At 63.2% G+C, this 17658-nt stretch carries 20 protein-coding genes and 1 pseudogene; 5 read left to right on the top strand and 16 right to left on the bottom strand.

Features of this window, described 5'->3' with window-relative positions; genetic code table 11:
• Nucleotides 1–166 precede the first annotated feature (166 nt).
• The 11 genes from ABIB73_RS06915 to ABIB73_RS06865 form a co-directional block, all read right to left on the bottom strand.
• On the bottom strand, nt 167–1135 hold the full coding sequence (locus ABIB73_RS06915; protein WP_354222325.1) for a zinc-binding dehydrogenase: 969 nt from the start codon (nt 1133–1135) through the stop codon (nt 167–169).
• Nucleotides 1136–1160: 25 nt separating this feature from the next.
• On the bottom strand, nt 1161–2156 hold the full coding sequence (locus tag ABIB73_RS06910) for an NAD(P)H-dependent flavin oxidoreductase (RefSeq protein ID WP_354222323.1): 996 nt from the start codon (nt 2154–2156) through the stop codon (nt 1161–1163).
• Between the two features lie 324 nt (nt 2157–2480).
• Entirely contained in the window at nt 2481–3131 is a 651-nt protein-coding gene (locus tag ABIB73_RS06905; RefSeq protein WP_354222321.1) for a hypothetical protein, read from the bottom strand.
• A 57-nt stretch (nt 3132–3188) separates the two neighbouring features.
• Complete coding sequence (locus ABIB73_RS06900; RefSeq protein WP_354222319.1) at nt 3189–3386, bottom strand: hypothetical protein; 198 nt, start codon at nt 3384–3386, stop codon at nt 3189–3191.
• A 196-nt stretch (nt 3387–3582) separates the two neighbouring features.
• A complete protein-coding gene (locus ABIB73_RS06895; RefSeq protein WP_354222318.1) occupies nt 3583–4989 on the bottom strand; it encodes a hypothetical protein in 1407 nt (468 codons plus the stop codon).
• A gap of 367 nt (nt 4990–5356) precedes the next feature.
• A complete protein-coding gene (locus ABIB73_RS06890; RefSeq protein WP_354222316.1) occupies nt 5357–6145 on the bottom strand; it encodes a fumarylacetoacetate hydrolase family protein in 789 nt (262 codons plus the stop codon).
• Entirely contained in the window at nt 6142–7161 is a 1020-nt protein-coding gene (locus ABIB73_RS06885) for a 2-dehydropantoate 2-reductase (RefSeq protein ID WP_354222314.1), read from the bottom strand. The genes ABIB73_RS06890 and ABIB73_RS06885 overlap by 4 nt, the downstream gene beginning before the upstream one ends.
• Before the next feature lie 101 nt (nt 7162–7262).
• Nucleotides 7263–7688 carry a CBS domain-containing protein gene (locus ABIB73_RS06880; protein WP_354222313.1) on the bottom strand — a complete coding sequence of 142 codons (426 nt, stop codon included), beginning with the start codon at nt 7686–7688 and terminating at the stop codon, nt 7263–7265.
• Between the two features lie 180 nt (nt 7689–7868).
• Nucleotides 7869–9191, bottom strand: a complete 1323-nt coding sequence (oxlT, locus tag ABIB73_RS06875; protein ID WP_354222311.1) for an oxalate/formate MFS antiporter — start codon at nt 9189–9191, stop codon at nt 7869–7871.
• 259 nt (nt 9192–9450) lie between these two features.
• On the bottom strand, nt 9451–10740 hold the full coding sequence (oxlT, locus tag ABIB73_RS06870) for an oxalate/formate MFS antiporter (protein WP_354222309.1): 1290 nt from the start codon (nt 10738–10740) through the stop codon (nt 9451–9453).
• 237 nt (nt 10741–10977) lie between these two features.
• Nucleotides 10978–11115: a hypothetical protein gene (locus tag ABIB73_RS06865; RefSeq protein WP_354222308.1), complete on the bottom strand. Its 138-nt coding sequence runs from the start codon at nt 11113–11115 to the stop codon at nt 10978–10980.
• A 279-nt stretch (nt 11116–11394) separates the two neighbouring features.
• On the opposite strand from ABIB73_RS06865, the gene ABIB73_RS06860 reads away from it, so the two are divergent.
• Nucleotides 11395–12726, top strand: a complete 1332-nt coding sequence (locus ABIB73_RS06860; protein WP_354222306.1) for an Hsp70 family protein — start codon at nt 11395–11397, stop codon at nt 12724–12726.
• 32 nt (nt 12727–12758) lie between these two features.
• Here the strand turns inward: ABIB73_RS06860 and ABIB73_RS06855 are convergent, their stop codons facing one another.
• Together ABIB73_RS06855 and ABIB73_RS06850 are read right to left on the bottom strand one after the other, a co-directional pair.
• Nucleotides 12759–13202: an SRPBCC family protein gene (locus ABIB73_RS06855; RefSeq protein WP_354222304.1), complete on the bottom strand. Its 444-nt coding sequence runs from the start codon at nt 13200–13202 to the stop codon at nt 12759–12761.
• 155 nt (nt 13203–13357) lie between these two features.
• On the bottom strand, nt 13358–14047 hold the full coding sequence (locus ABIB73_RS06850) for a hypothetical protein (protein WP_354222302.1): 690 nt from the start codon (nt 14045–14047) through the stop codon (nt 13358–13360).
• Between the two features lie 286 nt (nt 14048–14333).
• On the opposite strand from ABIB73_RS06850, the gene ABIB73_RS06845 reads away from it, so the two are divergent.
• From ABIB73_RS06845 to ABIB73_RS06830, 4 genes are all read left to right on the top strand, one after another.
• Nucleotides 14334–15305, top strand: coding sequence for a phytanoyl-CoA dioxygenase family protein (locus ABIB73_RS06845; RefSeq protein ID WP_354222300.1), 972 nt, complete (start codon nt 14334–14336; stop codon nt 15303–15305).
• 257 nt (nt 15306–15562) lie between these two features.
• Nucleotides 15563–15772: a cold-shock protein gene (locus ABIB73_RS06840; RefSeq protein WP_354222298.1), complete on the top strand. Its 210-nt coding sequence runs from the start codon at nt 15563–15565 to the stop codon at nt 15770–15772.
• A gap of 98 nt (nt 15773–15870) precedes the next feature.
• On the top strand, nt 15871–16113 hold the full coding sequence (locus ABIB73_RS06835; protein WP_354222296.1) for a transcriptional regulator: 243 nt from the start codon (nt 15871–15873) through the stop codon (nt 16111–16113).
• Between the two features lie 54 nt (nt 16114–16167).
• Nucleotides 16168–16392, top strand: a complete 225-nt coding sequence (locus ABIB73_RS06830; RefSeq protein ID WP_354222294.1) for a hypothetical protein — start codon at nt 16168–16170, stop codon at nt 16390–16392.
• 90 nt (nt 16393–16482) lie between these two features.
• On the opposite strand, the gene ABIB73_RS06825 is transcribed toward ABIB73_RS06830, so the two are convergent.
• From ABIB73_RS06825 to ABIB73_RS06815, 3 genes and pseudogenes are all read right to left on the bottom strand, one after another.
• Nucleotides 16483–16665: a hypothetical protein gene (locus tag ABIB73_RS06825; protein ID WP_354222292.1), complete on the bottom strand. Its 183-nt coding sequence runs from the start codon at nt 16663–16665 to the stop codon at nt 16483–16485.
• 366 nt (nt 16666–17031) lie between these two features.
• A pseudogene (locus tag ABIB73_RS06820) lies at nt 17032–17313 on the bottom strand (CoA transferase); the annotation flags it as partial.
• A 7-nt stretch (nt 17314–17320) separates the two neighbouring features.
• Nucleotides 17321–17638: a hypothetical protein gene (locus ABIB73_RS06815; RefSeq protein WP_354222290.1), complete on the bottom strand. Its 318-nt coding sequence runs from the start codon at nt 17636–17638 to the stop codon at nt 17321–17323.
• Between the last annotated feature and the right edge of the window lie 20 nt (nt 17639–17658).

Raw genomic sequence — 17658 nt, 5'->3', positions numbered from 1 at the left:
CTTCCGAGTTGAATGCTCGTTTACGCCACTTGCTCCGTCATGCCCGGGCTTGTCCCGGGCATCCACGTTCTTTGTGCCGAGTGGCAAAGACGTGGATGGCCGGGTCAAGGCCCGGCCATGACGAGCGGAGGGAGCGCGCCGGGACTTCGCCCGCCGGCCGCGGTGGCTACAGCGTCACCATAATCTTCCCCAGATGCCTGTTCGCCTCCATGTGCTCGAACGCCTTGTCGATGTCGTCGAACGCAAACACCTTGTCGATCGGTAGTTGCAGCTTTCGCGATTCCACCGCCCCCCAGATGTCCTTCTTGACCTCGTCAAAGATCTCACGGACCTCCTCGATGGTGCGGGTGCGGAAGGTGACGCCGATATAGTTGATGCGGCGCGCTGCATGCAGGTCGAAGTTGAAATCGGCATGGGTGCCACCGAGCCGGCCGACATTGACGATGCGGCCCTTGATCCTGGTCGCGGCCAGGTTCTGGTTGGCGACCTTGCCTGATACCTGGTCCACAATGAGGTCCACGCCCTCGCCGCCGGTGGCCTTCAGCACCTCGTCGACCCATTTGGGATCGGAGGAGTCGACCGCGAGATCGGCGCCATACTCCGTCAGCCGGCCGCGGCGATAGGCGTCGGTCGAGGAGCCGATCACGAGTTTGGCGCCCTTGAGCTTGGCGATCTGCATGGCCATCAGGCCGACGCCGGAGCTCGCACCCTGGATCAGCACGGCTTGCCCCGGCTGCACGCCGCCGACGGTGACGACGGCGTTGTGCATGGTCGCGAGCGCGACGGGCAGGGTGGCCGCCTCCTCGAAGTTCATGTTCGAGGGCGCGCGGAACAGCCGGCCGTGATCGGCCAGCGTATATTCGGCGAAGGCCGCGCCGCCCGAGCCCATGATGCGGTCGCCGATCTTGACGCCTTTCGCATCCGGTCCGAGGTCGGCGACTTCGCCGGCCCATTCCATGCCGAGCACAGTGCCGACGCCGCCGGCCGCACCATGGGCGTGGCCCTTGCGCATGCCGGTGTCGGCGCGGTTCAGGCCGCAGGCGCGGACGCGGACCAGCACCTGCGTGCCCTCAGGTTTTGGTTGAACGACGTCGGAAATCCTAGCCCCGTCAGGACCATAGACATAAGCCTTCATGAATTACTCTCGCTTCTTGCAGTGACTATTCCGCAGCTTGCGCTGTCGGATGAACGATCATGCCTTCGAGCCGGCGGCGAATGATGGCTTCGGCTTCGCGCACGATGCGGGAGATGAGCTCGCCGCAAGTTGGGATGTCCTGGATCAGGCCCTGCACCTGCCCGGCCGACCAGATGCCTTCGTCCGAATTGCCGGTCGCGTAGACCATCTTGCCGCGGGCGCCCGCGACGAGCTCGCGGATGTCCTCGAACTTCGCGCCTTCCTTTTCCATGGCGACGACCTTGGTCGAGATCTCGTTCTTGGCGACGCGCGAGGTGTTGCGCATGGTGCGGAAGATCAGCTCGGTCTCGCGCTCGTCATTCGCGACGATCTTCTCCTTGATGGACTGGTGGATCGGGCTTTCCCTGGTCGCCATGAAGCGCGTGCCCATGTTGATGCCCTCGGCGCCGAGCGCCAGCGCGGCGACGAGACCGCGCGCATCGGCAAAGCCGCCGGAGGCGATCATCGGGATCTTGATCTTGTTGGCAGCGGCCGGGATCAGGATCAGGCCGGGGGTGTCGTCCTCGCCGGGGTGGCCGGCGCATTCGAACCCGTCGATCGAGATGGCGTCTACGCCCATGCGCTCGGCCGAGAGGGCGTGGCGGACGCTGGTGCATTTGTGCACGACCTTGACGCCGTGCTTCCTGAACTCGTCGACATGCTCCTGCGGCTTGTTGCCGGCGGTCTCGACCACTGTGACACCGCTCTCGATGATGGCGGCGCGATATTCGGCGTAGGGCGGCGGCTTGATCGCGGGCAGGATGGTGAGGTTGACGCCGAACGGCTTGTCCGTGAGGTCGCGGCAGCGCGCGATTTCCCTGGTCAGGTCCTCCGGCGTCGGCTGGGTCAGCGCCGTGATGAAGCCGAGCGCGCCGGCATTCGCCACGGCAGCAACCAGCTCGGCGCGCCCGACCCATTGCATGCCGCCTTGCACGATCGGGTGCTCGACGCCGACGAGTTTTGTGAACCGTGTCTGCAACATGACCTGTTTCCCCCGCCCGCGTTCCGCAGGCCTTGTTATCGGTTGATGGCGGCAGGATGCCGCCCGGGTCGGGAAAAGTCTATTGCGAGGACGCGCGCTGGGGGCGGGGCCTTATGCGGCGATGGGAGGGATTCCGTGGAGCGGATAATTTTGGAGTGTGTAGGTGCTTTCCGAATTCACCGCCGTCGCCCTGGCGAACGCCCATAACCGCAGGGAGATGTTGTTGTGCAGGACGGCGGCCACAGCACTGCTAGACAACGCTGACCGGGATAATGGGTCCTGGCTTTTCGCCAGGACGACGTTTGGGAGGAACGACGTGCTGCGCTACTGCGCCGACAGCCGCACCATAGGGCGGCTGCCGTTGATTTCCTTGAGGCTGTTGACGAAGCTTTCCGGGCGCTGCCAGCGGTAGGGGACCTTCAGTCCCATATACTCCGCGATGTCGCCGATGAAGCCGGTGCAGTTGGTGGTCTCGGCGTTCCAGACCGGCGAGCTTGTCTGCAATTTCTTGATGTAGGCGAACACGCGTTTGGCGTCGGCTTCGTTCAGATAGACGCGATAGCTCGCGGTCAGGTATTCCGGATCGAGGTCGCCGTAGCTCGCGCCGGTCTCTGATGGCACCCAGGTGAGATGTCCGAGCACATAAGCCCAGGTGTCCCCCGCAGGCGTCAGGCCCGCGACCTCGACGGCGCGCTCGCTGGTCTTGCCATACCAGACGAAGGCATGGCCCCAGCTTGCCGCTGTCCGGGCGCGGAAATCGACGTAGTAGGGGCCTTTCTCGGCGCGCGCGACGGGGCGCCGCGGAACTTGCGGCGCCGGTCGCGATGCGGTGTCGGTCGAGACAAGCGCATTGGCATCGGCCATGCGCTTGTTCGCGTCGTGGGCCGAGGCCGATGGCATCGTGCACGCGATCATCGCCGCGAGGGCGAATCCTGCGAGAATGCAGGATCCCGATCGATCAGATTTGTTCGTCACGTGGTGCCCCTCGACTGTCGGCCGTTCACACTGATGCGGCGATTGCTCTGCCGCGTGTCAGTAGCGCGAGACGACCGGGCCGGGCGCCTTGCCGATCGGGGCCTTTCCAACCGGGCTCTTGCCAATCGGCATCTTGCCGATCGGCGCCTGCTCCTGGACATAGACGGGCTGCCGTCGCGGCAGATCCGCGGCGTTCGCAGCCGTCACCAGAGCAAGCGTAGCACCCAAGACAAATACAATCTTCTTCACAGTCATACCCCTGAAGGTTTGGTCCAAACACGGCAGAGCCGTGCCCCCAGACACGCGTCACAGAAGGGCGTCGGAATGCGTCCGGAGTGCGGCGAGCACGGGACATGTTGGCGGCATATGTCGGGCGCGCGGAAATTTGATGTGTCCGGATATTTCGGAGCTGCGTGACGCCGGCGATTTGCAGCCCGTAGGGCGGGCGCCTTCACCCGATCCGGTTCAGGCCGTTCCGGATCGTCGAGAAGATGCCGCCGATATCCTTGCGGAGCGCGTCGAGCGCATTGAAATTGTCGAAGATGCGGGCGAGCCGGTCCTCGACCTCGCGCTTGCTGTTCGTCAGCGCATCGACGCGCGAGGCGAGAGTGACGTCGCCGTCCGTCTCGATCTCGCTGACCGTCCTGGCGAGGAGATCGCGGGTGGTGCTGACCTCCGCGATCAGGGCCTCGATGCCGAACACCGGAGCCTTCAGCGGTACGAGGTCGGCCTGCGACTTCGACAGGTCGGTCTTGAAGGTGTTCAGCGTCGCCAGCGTCTCCTGCAATGCGCCGAGGCGCTGGCGCGACTGGATGACGAAATCGTTCAGCGCGTTTTGGCGGTCGGCAACCGTCTTGCCGTCGGGGTCGGTTTCGACATCGGCGAGCGAGCGTTCGAGTTGGGCCTGGCGCTGGCCGATCTCCTCGAAGTCGAGGCGGATCGCCTTCAGGATGTTGGCGCTGTCGTCGATGCGGGCGAGGCGCTGCTCGATCTCGATCTTGTTGTTCGACAGCGTCTCGACGCGCGCGCTGAGCGGCGTCTCGCCGCCGGTTTCGAGCTCGTCGACGGTCTTGGCGAGGCGCTCATGGCTGAGGCTCAGTTCGCCGATCAGGGCGTTGATGCCGGCGTCCGACGAACGCAGCGGCAGCAGCTCGGCGTGGGATTTCGCCAGATCTTCCTTGTACTGGTTCAGGGTCGCAAAAGTGCCCTGCACCCCGTTCACCCGCGACAGCAGCGCCGATATGTCGCGCGCGATGTCCTTGAGCCGGTCGGCGAGGTTGTTCTTGCGGTCGTCGGTTTCGAGATCGAGCAGCGACCGCTCGAGCTGATTCTGGCGGTCACGGATCTCGGTAAAGACCGGCTCCACCGCCCGGCGCTGCTCGGCGACCTTGCCGACCATCTCGCGCAGGCCCTGTTGGCGGCGGCGAATCTCGGCGAGCTGGTCGTGCATGTCGGTGGACTGGTTGCGGCCCTGCTGGAGCAGGGCGCGCTGCTCGGTCTCGCCGAGCTTGTCGTGGAGCGCGGAGATGGCCTCCCGGGGATCGCTCTCGATCAAGTGTTGGACTGTGGCGTCCAGGTGGTTTTGCAGGGCGTGGGCGACGACGACGTCTTCGCGGGTCTTCTTGAGGCGGTCGCGCAGCGTGCCGAGACGCCGGTCCTGGCGCGAGAGCCGCCAGGCGGTTGCGCCGATCAGCGCTAGGGCCACGGTCAGGAGCGCGCCGGTCGCGATGCGCTGCGGCATGGGCAGGCCCGCAAACAGGGCGGGCAGGTGGGCGATATCGTAACCAAACGCCTGCTGGGCGAAGATCGCGATGACGGCTAGCAGGACAAACCAGGCAACCAGGAAAAACAGCCACATCGTGACCTCAGGCCGGCACAGTCTCGCCATGATTGCTATTGGAGAGCGGAACCGAGATCAAGGGGCGGCGGCGGGCTTTGGGGGACGGAGCCGGTGACCAACGGGGCAGCCGATCGGAGGATGGCCTTGCGGGTGACTACCGGGCTTTCCGGAATTTGCAGGCGCAGCAACCCGATAGCTCTCCGTCGTCATTCCGGGGCGGCACGTAGCGCCGAGCCCGGAATCCATAACCACAAGCAGCAGCCGTAACGCGAGATCGGCGTCGCGCGACCTCTAGCCCAACTTGCGGTCGTTATGGATTCTCAGATACGCAATTGCGCATCATAGCTCGCGACTTCGTCGCGCCCCGGAATGACGGGGGAGAGAATTATAACCTGAACTCGTTGGTCAGCTCGCCGATGCCGTCGATCGCGACCGTCACAATATTCACCGGCTCTTTCATGACACCCACGCCGACCGAGGTGCCGACCGCAATGAGGTCGCCGGGGAGCAGGGTCATATCGTGGGAGATCTTGCTGACCAACTCTTGCGCGCTGAAGATCATGTCGGCGATCGGATAGTTCTGCCGCTCGGCGCCGTTGAGGACGGTGCGAACGGTGAGCTTGGCCGGATCGAGCCCGGTCGCGATCACCGGGCCGAACGGGCCGTAATCGTCGATACCCTTGGCGCGAGCCCATTGGGGGAAGGTGGGGTCGCGGGTCAGGATATCGTTGGCGGTAATGTCGTTGACGCAGGTGTAGCCGAAAATGAAACTGTCGGCTTCCGCCGGCGAGACGCGGGCGCAGGTCTTGCCGATGACGATGCCGAGCTCACCTTCGTAAGTCGTCTTGCCTTCGTAGGAAGCGGGACGGCGGATCACCGCGCCGGGAGCGGCGATGGTGGTCGTGGCTTTCAAGAGATAGAGCGGCTCGAGCGGCTCGGGCTGATTCAGCTTGGCCGCGAGCGCGTGAAAATTATTCCAGAGCGCGATGATCTTGCTGGGCGCGCAAGGTGCCAGCAGCTCGACCTGTGACAGGGCCAATGTCTTGCCGGTTGGCGCGTTGCGGCCGAACATCTCGCCGTCATGAACGCTGATGCTGTCCGGCGTCAGCGTGCCGAAGCCGGTCGCGCCACTATTCCGGAAGCGGAGCCATTTCTTCATCTCGCCAGTCATCATGCCACCGCCAGCGCGCGGGGATCGGTCGGAGCCGAGACGCCGTCATAGAGGCCGGCGATGCGGGCGCGCTGGGTCACCATCGCCAGCACCGAGTCGAGCGCGGGCGTGGGAACTCCGGTCAGCCGGCCCATCTCCTGCACCACGGTGACGAGCGGATCGATCTCCATCGGGCGGCCGCGCTCGAGATCCTGGAGCATCGAGGTCTTGTGCGCGCCAACCTTGCGGGCGCCCTCGATGCGGCGCTCGACGTCGACGCGGAATTTGACGCCAAAGGTCTCGGCGATGCCCTGCGTCTCCACCATGATCGCGCGCGACAGCGCGCGCGTGGCCGGGTCGGTGCAGATCACGTCGAGCGTGGCATGGGTTAACGCGCTGATCGGGTTGAAGCAGACATTGCCCCAGAGTTTCAGCCAGATCTCGTCGCGGATGCGGTCGAGCACGGGGGCCTTCAACCCGGCTGCGACGAAGAGGTCGGCGAGCCGCTGCACGTCGCTCGTCATCTCGCCGGAGGGCTCGCCGAGCGGAAAATTGTTGCCGTAGACGTGGCGGATCACGCCGGGCGCCTCGATCTCGGTGGCGGGATAGACGATGCAGCCGATGGCGCGCTCGGCGCCCAGCTCACGCCACTGCCGCCCGCCGGGATCGATGCTCTCCAGCGTCGCGTTCTCGTAATCGCCGCCGTGCTTGTGGAAGTACCAATAGGGAATGCCGTTGACCGCGGTGACGATGCGGGTGTGGGGCCCAAGCAGCGGCTGCATCTTCTCGATCACGCCGGTGATCGAATGCGCCTTCAGCGTCACGATGACGTAGTCCTGCACCCCGAGTTCGGCGGGATCGTCGGTGCAGCGGGGATAGACGGTGTGCTTCTCTTCGCCGGTGAGCAGCGTCAGGCCGCGCTCGCGCATCGCAGCGAGGTGCGCGCCGCGTGCGACCAGGCTGATATCGGCGCCAGCGCGCGCAAGCTGCACTCCAAGATATCCGCCGATCGCGCCGGCGCCGTAGATGCAGATCTTCATGAAATCCTCGCGGGAAACCGGAATTTTGGGACGAAAGATCCGGTCCGGCTCGGAGGTATCCGAGCCGGGGCCGGCAGTCGCAGGGGAAGGGTCTTGCCGCTTTAGGCTGCTTGCGGCGTGCTGTGGGTCGCTTCGTCGACGGCAGCCGTGATGTCGCGCATGCTGATGACGGAGACGAGGCTGTAGTCGTCGATGACCGGCAGGTGGCGGATGTGATTCCGGTTCATCAGGTGGCGGACGTGCTCGATCGTGTCGCTCGAGGTGCAGGAGACGAGCTGCTGCACCGAGACAAGCTGCGAGACCTTGACGTTGACGCCGCCCGCGCCGTGCTCGGCGACGGCGCGCACCACGTCGCGTTCGGTAAACATGCCGACCGCGGTGTTGCCCTCGGAGCGGACCACGTCCTTGACCACCAGCGCGCTGATGTTGTTGGCCCGCATCAGCTTGGCGGCGATACCCACCGTTTCGTTCATTCGCACCGTGACAACGCGCGGCGTCTTCTTGCGCAGAATGTCTCCGACCAGCATTGCAACCTCCCTGGGTGAATGATGAAGTCGATTGTGGTATACATTATGCCAATCGTCAAGCGCTGGATTTGGCTGATCCGAAAATTCTTGCGGCAGCAATACTGACGTTTGCCCGCGAGCCAAAAAGAAAGGGGCGCATCGCTGCGCCCCTTTCTTTACCGTACAACTGCGTGTGGCGGCTCAAGCCGTCTCGGTCTTGGCACTGGCCGTTGCGGTGCTGGCGCTTTCGGCTTCCTTGCCGAGAATGAAGGAGCGGCGCAGCGGCTTGATCACGAACAGCGCCATCAGCGCGGCCGTGGCGTTCAGCGCCACCGCCACCACGAACACGGCCTTCCAGCCATAGGCAGTCGAGATCACGCTCGCGAGCGGGACGAGCAGGGAGGCAGTGCCCTTCGCGGTGTAGAGCATGCCGTTATTGGTGGTCGCGTACTTCGAGCCGAAGGTGTCGCCGCAGGTGGCGGGGAACAGCGAGTAGATCTCGCCGAACACGCCGAAGTAAACCGCAGTCGCGAGCACGAACACGATCGGCACGTGGCCGTAAGCCGACAGCGTCAGCAGCATTAACGCCGCCGTGCCGAAGGCGATGAACATTGTGTGCTCGCGGCCGATCGTGTCGGAGACAAAACCGAAGAACGGACGTCCGAAGCCATCGAAGATGCGGTCGAGCGAGATCGCGAAGGTCAGCGCCGCCATCTGGAAGCCGGCAAGCGTCACCGGGGTGCTCGCGATCTTGAAGTCGTGCGCGATCGGCGCGATCTGCGCCGCGGTCATCAGGCCGCCGGAGGCGACCATGACGAAAACGAGATACATCACCCAGAAAATAGGCGCGCGCAGCACTTGCGGCGGGGTGAAGTCGATCTTGGTCTGCGGCAGATTGAGCTGCTTCTTCTTCGGCGGGATCGAGATCCGTGGCGGCTGGATGAAGAAGGCGAGCATGAACACGATCACGCCTTGGCCGATGCCGAAGGTCAGGAACGCGTGCTGATAGCCGCTCGATGCGATCATGGCCGCGATCGGCACCACGGTGAGTGCGGCGCCCGCGCCGAAGCCCGCGGCAGTCGCGCCGGCGGCGAGGCCGCGGCGATCGGGAAACCATTTCAGCGCATTGCCGACGCAGGTGCCGTACACCGCGCCTGCACCCATGCCGCCGACGACGGCGGCAACGTAGAGCAGGGTGAGCGAGTCAGCGTAGGAGTTGAGCACCCAGGACAGCGCGATCATCACGCCGCCGAACATGATGACGATGCGCGGGCCGTATTTGTCGACGAACCAGGCCTCGATCGGCACCAGCCAGGTCTCGGTGACGACGAAGATGGTGAAGGCGAGCTGGATCGCGGCGCGTCCCCAATGGTGGGCCGCATCGATCGGATCGACGAACAGCGTCCAGCCATATTGCAGGTTGGCGATCATCGCCATGCAGACGATGCCCATGCCGAGTTGGAGCCAACGGAAACCTGTGCGAAGCGGCGCCGCGGTCACGGCGCCATCCGTGCTGGAAATCATCAACAACCTCCCAAGCGCCTGTCTTGTCGACATCAACTGCCAATATGACCTGATGTCGCAAACATTGTGTCTTATCGTCGCAAGCGCGGTGGCGAGCTTGGTATACCATATTCCAGAATGCAAGCCCTATCTTGGATGGGAGCTCAGGAAAGTCCGGGGTTCCCTTCTGATTTTGAGAATTATGGGGGTTTCGTGCAAAACGAAAACGCCCGGCCACGAGGGCCGGGCGTCATGCGTGAGGTCGAGTCTGCGGCGCGTGTCAGATGGTCGATTGTGCGACCACGACCTTGCGCCAGGGTTTCAGCACCAACAATGCGAGCAGCGAGGCCAGGATGTTGGCGCCGGCCGCGAGGATGAACACGTTGTCCCAATGGCCCGAGGTCTGCTGCACATAATTGGCCAGCGGCACCAGAAGCGCGGCGGTGCCCTTGGCGGTGTAGAGCAGGCCGGCATTGGTGGTCGCGAACTTTGCGCCGAACGTATCGGTGCAGGTCGAGGGGAACAACGAGTAGATCTCGCCCCAGGCAAAGAACACGAAGCCCGACAGGATCACGAACCAGATCGGATCCTGGCCCCAGAGATAGAGCATCCAGATGCCAAAACCTTCCATGCCGAAGGCGATGAACATCGTGTTCTCGCGGCCGATATTGTCGGAGATCCAGCCGAAGAACGGACGCGTCAGGCCGTTGAGCACGCGGTCGATGGTGGCTGCGAACGTCACCGCGGTCATGGTCATGCCGATCAGCGTGACTGGAACGGCGTCGACCTTCCAGTCGACCGCGATCGGCTTCAGGTTCGCCGTCACCATCAGGCCGCCGGCGCCGACGATCACGAACATGAAGTACATCAACCAGAAGATCGGCTGACGCAGCACCTCGGTCGGCTGGTAGTTGCGCCGCGTCTGCACGAGTGCGGCATTCGCCACCACGCTCGGCACCTGCCCGGGCTTTGGCGCGAGCAGGAAAAAGGCGAGAATGCAGATGATGATGCCTTGTCCCAGGCCGAAATAGAGGAAAGTGGTCTGGAATCCACTGTCCTTGATCATCGCCTGGATCGGCGCGACGGTGAGGGCTGAGCCCGCACCGAAGCCCGCGGCCGTGATGCCCGCGGCAAGGCCGCGCTTGTCGGGAAACCATTTCAGCGCGTTGCCGACGCAGGTGCCGTAGACGCCGCCGGCGCCGATGCCCGCGACGATCATGCCGAGATAGTAGCCGTTGAGCGTGGTCGCCTGCGCGTTGATCGCCCAGCCGATGGCGCAGAGCACGCCGCCGATGAACACGACGATGCGCGGACCGTATTTATCGACAAACCATCCTTCGACCGGCACGAGCCAGGTCTCGAACAAAACGAACAGCGTAAAGGCCCACTGGATCGAAGCGCGATCCCAACCAAAAGTCTTCTGGATATCAGGGACGAAGAACGTCCAGCCATATTGATAGTTGGCGATCATCACCATGGCCGCTACGCCGATCGCCAACTGCGCCCAGCGATACGCGTCGCTGACGCGTGCGGCTGTAGGGGCCGTTGTTGCCTGCACCATGTCCGTCATGAATCCTCCAATTGCGCTTCTGATTTTTTGAGCGAGCGTTGGCGGCATTCTTGTATTCATTATGCCAAGCTTCAAGCGGGCGGCGGCCCATTGTGCGCTTATGACGCAACCTCGTTCGCGGGGCTGCGTGAATGAGCCGATTCCCAAATAGAAATGGCCCCGCTGAGCAGGGCCATTCTTCAAAAGTAGGAATTCGCCGGTTTTACAACTGGCGCGACAATTCGACGCGCTAAGCCCTTACAGGCCGAAGCGGGGCAGGTCGCCGTTGTGGTTGGAGATCTCGGCGCTCGCCATCAGGAAGCGGTCAACCGCGGCCATGAAACGGGCGAACAGCGAGGGGGAGGGCGTGAGCGCGACGGAGGCGGTCTTGGACATCGGAATTCCTTTCTCGAGACGGTCAGTGTTGCTGTCTCATTTCGAAGGGCAATCTATGTATACCAGATGCCACTGTCCATGCATTCCATTGCATAGCAGCATTCAGTCTACTGCATTGCAGCATAATGGTTCGTTAAAGGGACCGATTTGAGCATAGGACGCCCAAAAGCGGCTGAATCCGGATCATCTGATTGACGCGGTGCACAATCGGGCCTTGGCAGGGGCCCGCGAAGCCGGTAGTGGTTCGCCCCCTTTTCCAATCATCTCGCAGAGTGGTTCATGTCGAGCGCCTCGCCCGCCGTCTCGATCGGCATCGATTTTGGGACCAGCAATACGGTCGTCGCGATCGCGGCGGACGACCGCCGGGTCGAGGCCATCCGCTTCGATCATGGCGGACAACGGCACAGCGTCTACGTCTCGGCCCTGTGCTTCTGGGAGGACTGGCCGGGAGCCGGAGCCCAGGCGGAAGGCGGCCCGTGGGCGATCGAACAGTTTCTGGAAGGACGCCACATCTACCGCTTCCTCCAGTCATTCAAGACCTTCGCTGCGAGCAGCAGCTTCAACACCACCCAGGTGTTCCGGCAGCGCTACAAGTTCGAGGATATTTTGGCGGCGTTCCTGCGGACGCTGGCGCGGCACGGCGGCGACAAATTCGGCTTCGAGGCGGCGAACATCACGGTCGGCCGCCCGGTGCGCTTCGCCGGTGGCAATCCCGACGAGACGCTCGCGATGGAGCGCTATCGGGCCGCGTTCGAGCGCCTGGGCGCCGGCCATGCGCGCTACGTCTATGAGCCGGTGGGGGCAGCGTTCTCCTTCGCCCGCCGGCTGGAGCGCGATGCCACCGTGCTGGTTGCCGATTTCGGCGGCGGCACCAGCGATTTCTCGGTGATGCGTTTCTCGCGCGCGGGCGGTGCTTTGCGCGCTGAGCCGCTCGGCCACGCCGGCATCGGCATTGCGGGTGACACGTTCGACTACCGCATCGTCGACCACGTGGTCTCGCCGCGCCTGGGCAAAGGCTCCAGCTTCCGTTCATTCGACAAGGTGCTGCCGGTCCCCAACAGCCACTACACCAACCTCGCGCGCTGGCATCAACTCGCGCTGATGAAGAGCAACGGCGATCTGCGCGAGCTGCGGGAGCTTTCGCGCACCGCGCTGAAGCCGGCCCTGCTTCAGGATTTCATCACCATCGTCGACCTCGACCTCGGCTTTTCGCTGTACCGCGCGGTGTCCGACGCCAAGGTCGCGCTGTCGGGCCAGGATGAGGTGGACTTCCGCTTCAATGGCGGCGGGGTCGACATTCGCTCCACCCTCACACGGAAAAACTTCGAAGCCTGGATTGCCGACGATGTCGCCCGGCTCAGCGCCACCGTCGACAAGGTGCTGGGCGAGGCCCGCATTACCGCGCGCGAGGTGGAAAAGGTGTTCCTGACCGGCGGGACCTCCTTCGTGCCCGCCGTCCGGCGGCTGTTCGCCGAGCGGTTCGGCAACGAACGGCTGATGTCGGGAGACCAGTTCGAATCGATCGCCTACGGCCTCGCTTTGATTGGACACAGTCCAGATCCCGACCACTGGGCCGCAGCCGGCGGGCTCAAGTCGAGTGCGGGCGCGTAGCACCAACGGCCACACGACCGCCTGTCCTCGCGCTATTGGTTGATCTCGGGCTCGACGAGCCTTGCCAGGTTTCGCAGCGATTCCTGCCAGCCGAGATAACAGGCTTCAGGTGGAATGACGTCCGGTATGCCGGCCTGCGTGACCTCAAGCTCGGTGCCGACAGATACTTTCTTCAGCGTCACGGTCACCTGAATTTCGCCGGGCAGATTGGGGTCGTCGAACTTGTCAGTGTAGCGCAGCCGTTCGCCCGGGACGAGCTCGACATATTCGCCGCCGAACGCGTGGCTGTTGCCGGTCGTGAAATTCCGGAACGACATTTTGAAAGTGCCGCCGACCTTGGGCTCCAGATGATGCACGGTGCAGGTAAAGCCATTGGGCGGAAGCCATTTCGCCAGCGCGTCCGCCTCAAGGAAGGCGCGGTAGATTTTCTCCGGGCTGGTCGTCAGAACGCGGTGCAGGCGTACAGTGCTGGGCATACTCTTTCCTCATGAATTAAAGGGCCAGACGTTGGCGTCTGTTGCCCATTCACGCCCCGAGGACGAACGAGACGCTGCCGCTCCGACAGGATATCTCGATTTTCTTGCCGGCTTTTTGTTGGCAATGCCTGCGGCGGATCGTCCGGCCGGAACCACTACACCTCCGCCACATCCTGCGGCGTCATCGTGAACGCCAGCCGGTAGCGGCCTGTCGTCGGATTGTCCCGCGTGCCTGCGGCATCAAGCGCGGATGGCGAGAGTTGGTCGGCCGTCACGCGCTCGACCACGTCAGGATCGTAGCCGGACAGCAACACGATCCAATCGGCGGCGCCGTCGGCCCCGCGGATCTGCTGCTCCGTGGTGGGCGAGTTCGTCCGAGGCGTGTCGGTCAGGAGCAGATGGGCGCCTGTCAATCCCGGTTGCTGTGCCAGTGTGCGGAGTGTCTCGGAGAGGTGGGTCTGCAAGGCCGTCTCCCGGCTGGTTTCCGGCGAGAGCCTGACGGTCGCAAGCGACGTCGCGCCGCCGCCGCCAAAGCTCGCAGCGATCCGGCACTGGCTGCGGACCATGCCAAGATGATGCGGCATCATCTTGGTCGACCACGGCGTCGGGGCGTTGAGCCGGTCGAGATATCCCCGCGACGTGAACACGTCGTACTGCTCCAGCTCGTACAGTACGAAGAAGCCTTCCGCATCTGTCGTGCTGGTCCACCGCGATCCACGCCGGAAGCCGGGAATGCTCATCCGCTCCAGGAAATGCTCGCGCGAATGCCAGTCGCCGAACTCCGCGCGCTGCTCGGGGCGCACGCTCCACCACATCGCGACGGCTGCCTTGCCCAACAATGACATGCTGACCTCGATCTTCTTCAAGTCGTTGCAGGAGCGCCGTCGAGAACCGAAAGACGATCGCGATAGTTCTCAACACTTCCGGCGTCGCGGGTCTGCACATGGGCGTGCGCTCGGACGCGGCACTATCTGCCTCTCTTGCTTGCAGTGGCGTTCGATGCGCTCCGTTCACACTTCGTAACGTTCAAGCCGAATTTTAGCTCAACTTGGAGATTAGCTACCTGCTGACTCCGTCTGGCGCCGACGGTGATCTCGCTGTGCATCCATCATAACCGAAGAGACTTACGACATGAAGCAGACGACGCTGCGTTACCGGGCCTTGCGCCGGGTCCGCAGCCTGCCAGCGGAGACCGCCTCGAGATTGCTTGGAATGCCAGCGATCAGTCGGAAATTGAACAAGGCTTACGAAAAGGCGCGAGCCGCCCACAGGCCGCGCCTGCCCAAACTCTCCCCTCTCGACATGGAAATCGTCGCCGGGCTCGAAAAGAACGGTGTCTATATCACGTCGCTCGAAAAGCTGGCTCTGCCCGGCACCGACGCGCTTTGGACATCGGCGACCGACATCGCGAATGCCTATGCGCTCCGCGCCAAAAAGGGCGAGTTTGCCGGCGAATATACCGTGCAGGTCGGCGCCGAGGATATGATGCGCCATCCGCATATCGTCCGCTGGCCCCTTGACGATCGTATCCTCAACATCGTCGAGACGTATCTCGGCCTGCCTGCGGGATACGACACGCTGAATTTCTTCTATACCCTGGCCGACGGCCGGCAGGTGGCGGCACGCAGATGGCATCGCGATGTCGAGGACCGGCGGATGGTCAAAGTGATCGTCTACCTGCATGATGTCGACATGGATACCGGCCCGCTCGAAGTCCTGCACCGCTCCTTTCCCGGCAGCGACACGCTCGACGGCGCCAATTTTCCGGTCCTGACGCAGGAAATGCTGGAGGAGAGGCTCGGCACGACGCTGGACAGCGGCGACGTGACAACCTGCACCGGCAGGGCCGGCACGGTGATCTTCGCGGATGTCGCAAGTCACTACCATCGCGGGCGCCCGGCGATCGCACGCGACCGCTGCGCACTCTTCTACAATTTCTTCTCTCACGCGCCGCTTCGGCCGTTCTTCTGCGAACGGCATCTGTTCTCGCGTGAACAGCTTTCCGAATTTGCTAAAGGCCAAACCGCCCGGGCGCGCGACTGCATGCTGTGGCACGCGAACGTACCTCTGCTCGCCCGGATGGTGCCATGCGCGCGGTTCTAGGGATCAATGCTGAGTTCGATCGGCCGAAGCGCCGTGGCTTTGAGTCCCCAAGAAACGTTCCGCCGGGGCCACAGGGCATTTAGATCCGGCCAAGCCTTGCAAATGACCGTGATGAGGTATACCTTAGAGCTGTTCGTTCAGCCGCTGTGCCTTGTTGAATGCGCCCGCGGGCTCCTTTTCCAGAGACATCGACGAATTGAAACGGTTCTGCGTGCGCGTCACGTGGAATGCACGCATGTGCGCTTTGGAGAAGAAAAATGACGACAGGTACTGTAAAGTGGTTCAACGGCCAGAAAGGCTTTGGATTCATTCAACCCGACGACGGCGGCAACGATGTGTTCGTTCACATCAGCGCGGTCGAGCGGGCCGGTCTTGCGGGTCTCGCTGAGGGCCAAAAGGTCAATTTCGAGGTCAAGACCGACAAGATGCGGGGCAAGGTCAGCGCTGAGAATCTCTCGCTGGCTTGAGTTCTCTGGTGCCGTTTCACGGATGTACTGAAACGGCCATGCGACCCGCTCGATCCCTGGATTGAGCGGGTTTTGTCTGTTGCGGAGCAGGGTGAAAGATGAGCGCCAAGAGATCGGCCGAACCGTCACCCGAAGGCATCGCGCGTTCCAACCGTCAGCGCTTGGCCGCTGAAGAAGGCGCGCGGGCGATGGCGGATGCCGAAAGACAGGCCGTCGATGTTCGCAAGAACATGACGCGGCTGCGAGAGCTGCGCCAAGCCAAGGAAGCGGCCGACGCAACTCTTCAAGCATCGTTACCGGCACCTGTCCTGACCAAGCGCAAGAAGAAGCTGCCGCGATAGTCGACTTCAAGAGCGCCGACGACAATCCCGAGAGGACCGATCACATGCCAAAGAGTGCGGGTCGTGCCTAGAGTGAAGTCGGACAATGGTGGCACAATCACCTTCTTTCTCGCGCTTGGCGCGGGTAGACAGATGTGCCGTCTCGCGACGACGTTTCTGACGCAGAAGCAGGCGTTCAGCTATCTTCACAAGAACCGGACCGAATTCGAGCGCATGGCGCGGGCGCAGCTGGCTTCGGGGGACGTCGAGGACGGGATCGTCGTGCTCTCGATGCTCTAGGTCGAGGTCAGGCGTCGATGTCGATGCAGCGCTTTCGGCGCGCTCCTCAATCACCCGAATGCGAGATCGTAGCCGGGCGCTGAACGCTTCCTATTCGGAGCGGTCTCCCGCCTTGGCCTCGCGAGCCAATCGCTCGGCTTTCAGCCGCTCGCGATTCTCGTTGAAGGAATGCTGGTCCTTCGCGTAGTCATTCATCGGCTGCTGCGTTTTGGCAGGCTTGAACGCCTTGTTGGCTTCACGCTTGGCGCGATCAGAGGATTGATCTTTCAACATTTCGACCTCAATTTGATCAACGAGCGTGGTCCCGTCAAGTGCCGGACGCGACGCCTCCCGCTCGCAGGCTGACGTGGATCGACTTGTCGCCCTCCGGATGGGAAGGCGGCCAATTCTTCAGCGTGGGGCAGGTCTTTTGCGAGGCGCTCAGTCACTCGCTGTGAAGGCGGCATGCTCGCATTTCCGAGAGCACACCGGTCGACAGAATAACGGCCGGCCACCGTATCGGTTCCTCGAGACAAATCTTTAATTTAAGGCTGGCTGGTCCAGCGTGGGAAGCGTACCGATTGCGGGACGCAGTCCCTCCTGGTGCCAACAAAAAGGCCGCCGAAACCGGCGGCCTTTCGTGTCTTCTGCTGAACCGGCTTACTCGGCGGCCTGCTTCTGCGGCGGATCGAGTGCGCCGGACTTGTGGATCTCGGCGACCTGGTGGTCGCTGAAGCCGAGCACGCTGCGCAGGATCTCGTCGGTGTGCTCGCCGAGCAGGGGCGAGCGCTCCACGTCGCTCGGGGAGTCCGACAGCTTGATCGGGTTGCCGACCGAGATGTACTTGCCGCGGGTCGGGTGATCGACCTCGACCACGGTGCCGGTCGCACGCAGCGACTGGTCTTCTGCGATCTCCTTCATCGACAGGATCGGGCCGCAGGGGGCACACCTACAACACCGACAGGCGCACCTTGAGTTCGCGGAGCTCATAAATGGTCTCTTCTGGCGGGTCATACGGTGCCAGAGGCCCGCCGTCCCTGAACTCGCGGTCCAATTCCACCAGGGGATCCACGACCTGCTTTTTCTCTATCCGCATGCGCGCAACTTCGGGCCATGCGATCCAGGAGGCACGGTCATCAAGACGGTCGTTCAGCGTAAACCGGGCGGCATAGCGTGGAATGACCATGAGTATCGGGCGCTTCGATTCAAAAGCCCCGTTTCCGAGGTCGAGCGCCTTCGCAACTTCCTTTGCATTCCGTCCAGCCACCCATCCGGCCGTGCGATCCC

The sequence above is a fragment of the Bradyrhizobium sp. F1.4.3 genome (genome assembly GCF_040548375.1).
GTDB lineage: Bacteria > Pseudomonadota > Alphaproteobacteria > Rhizobiales > Xanthobacteraceae > Bradyrhizobium.
Note: the sequence above shows the minus strand (reverse complement) of the source record. Positions and strands in the feature narration are given on the sequence as shown.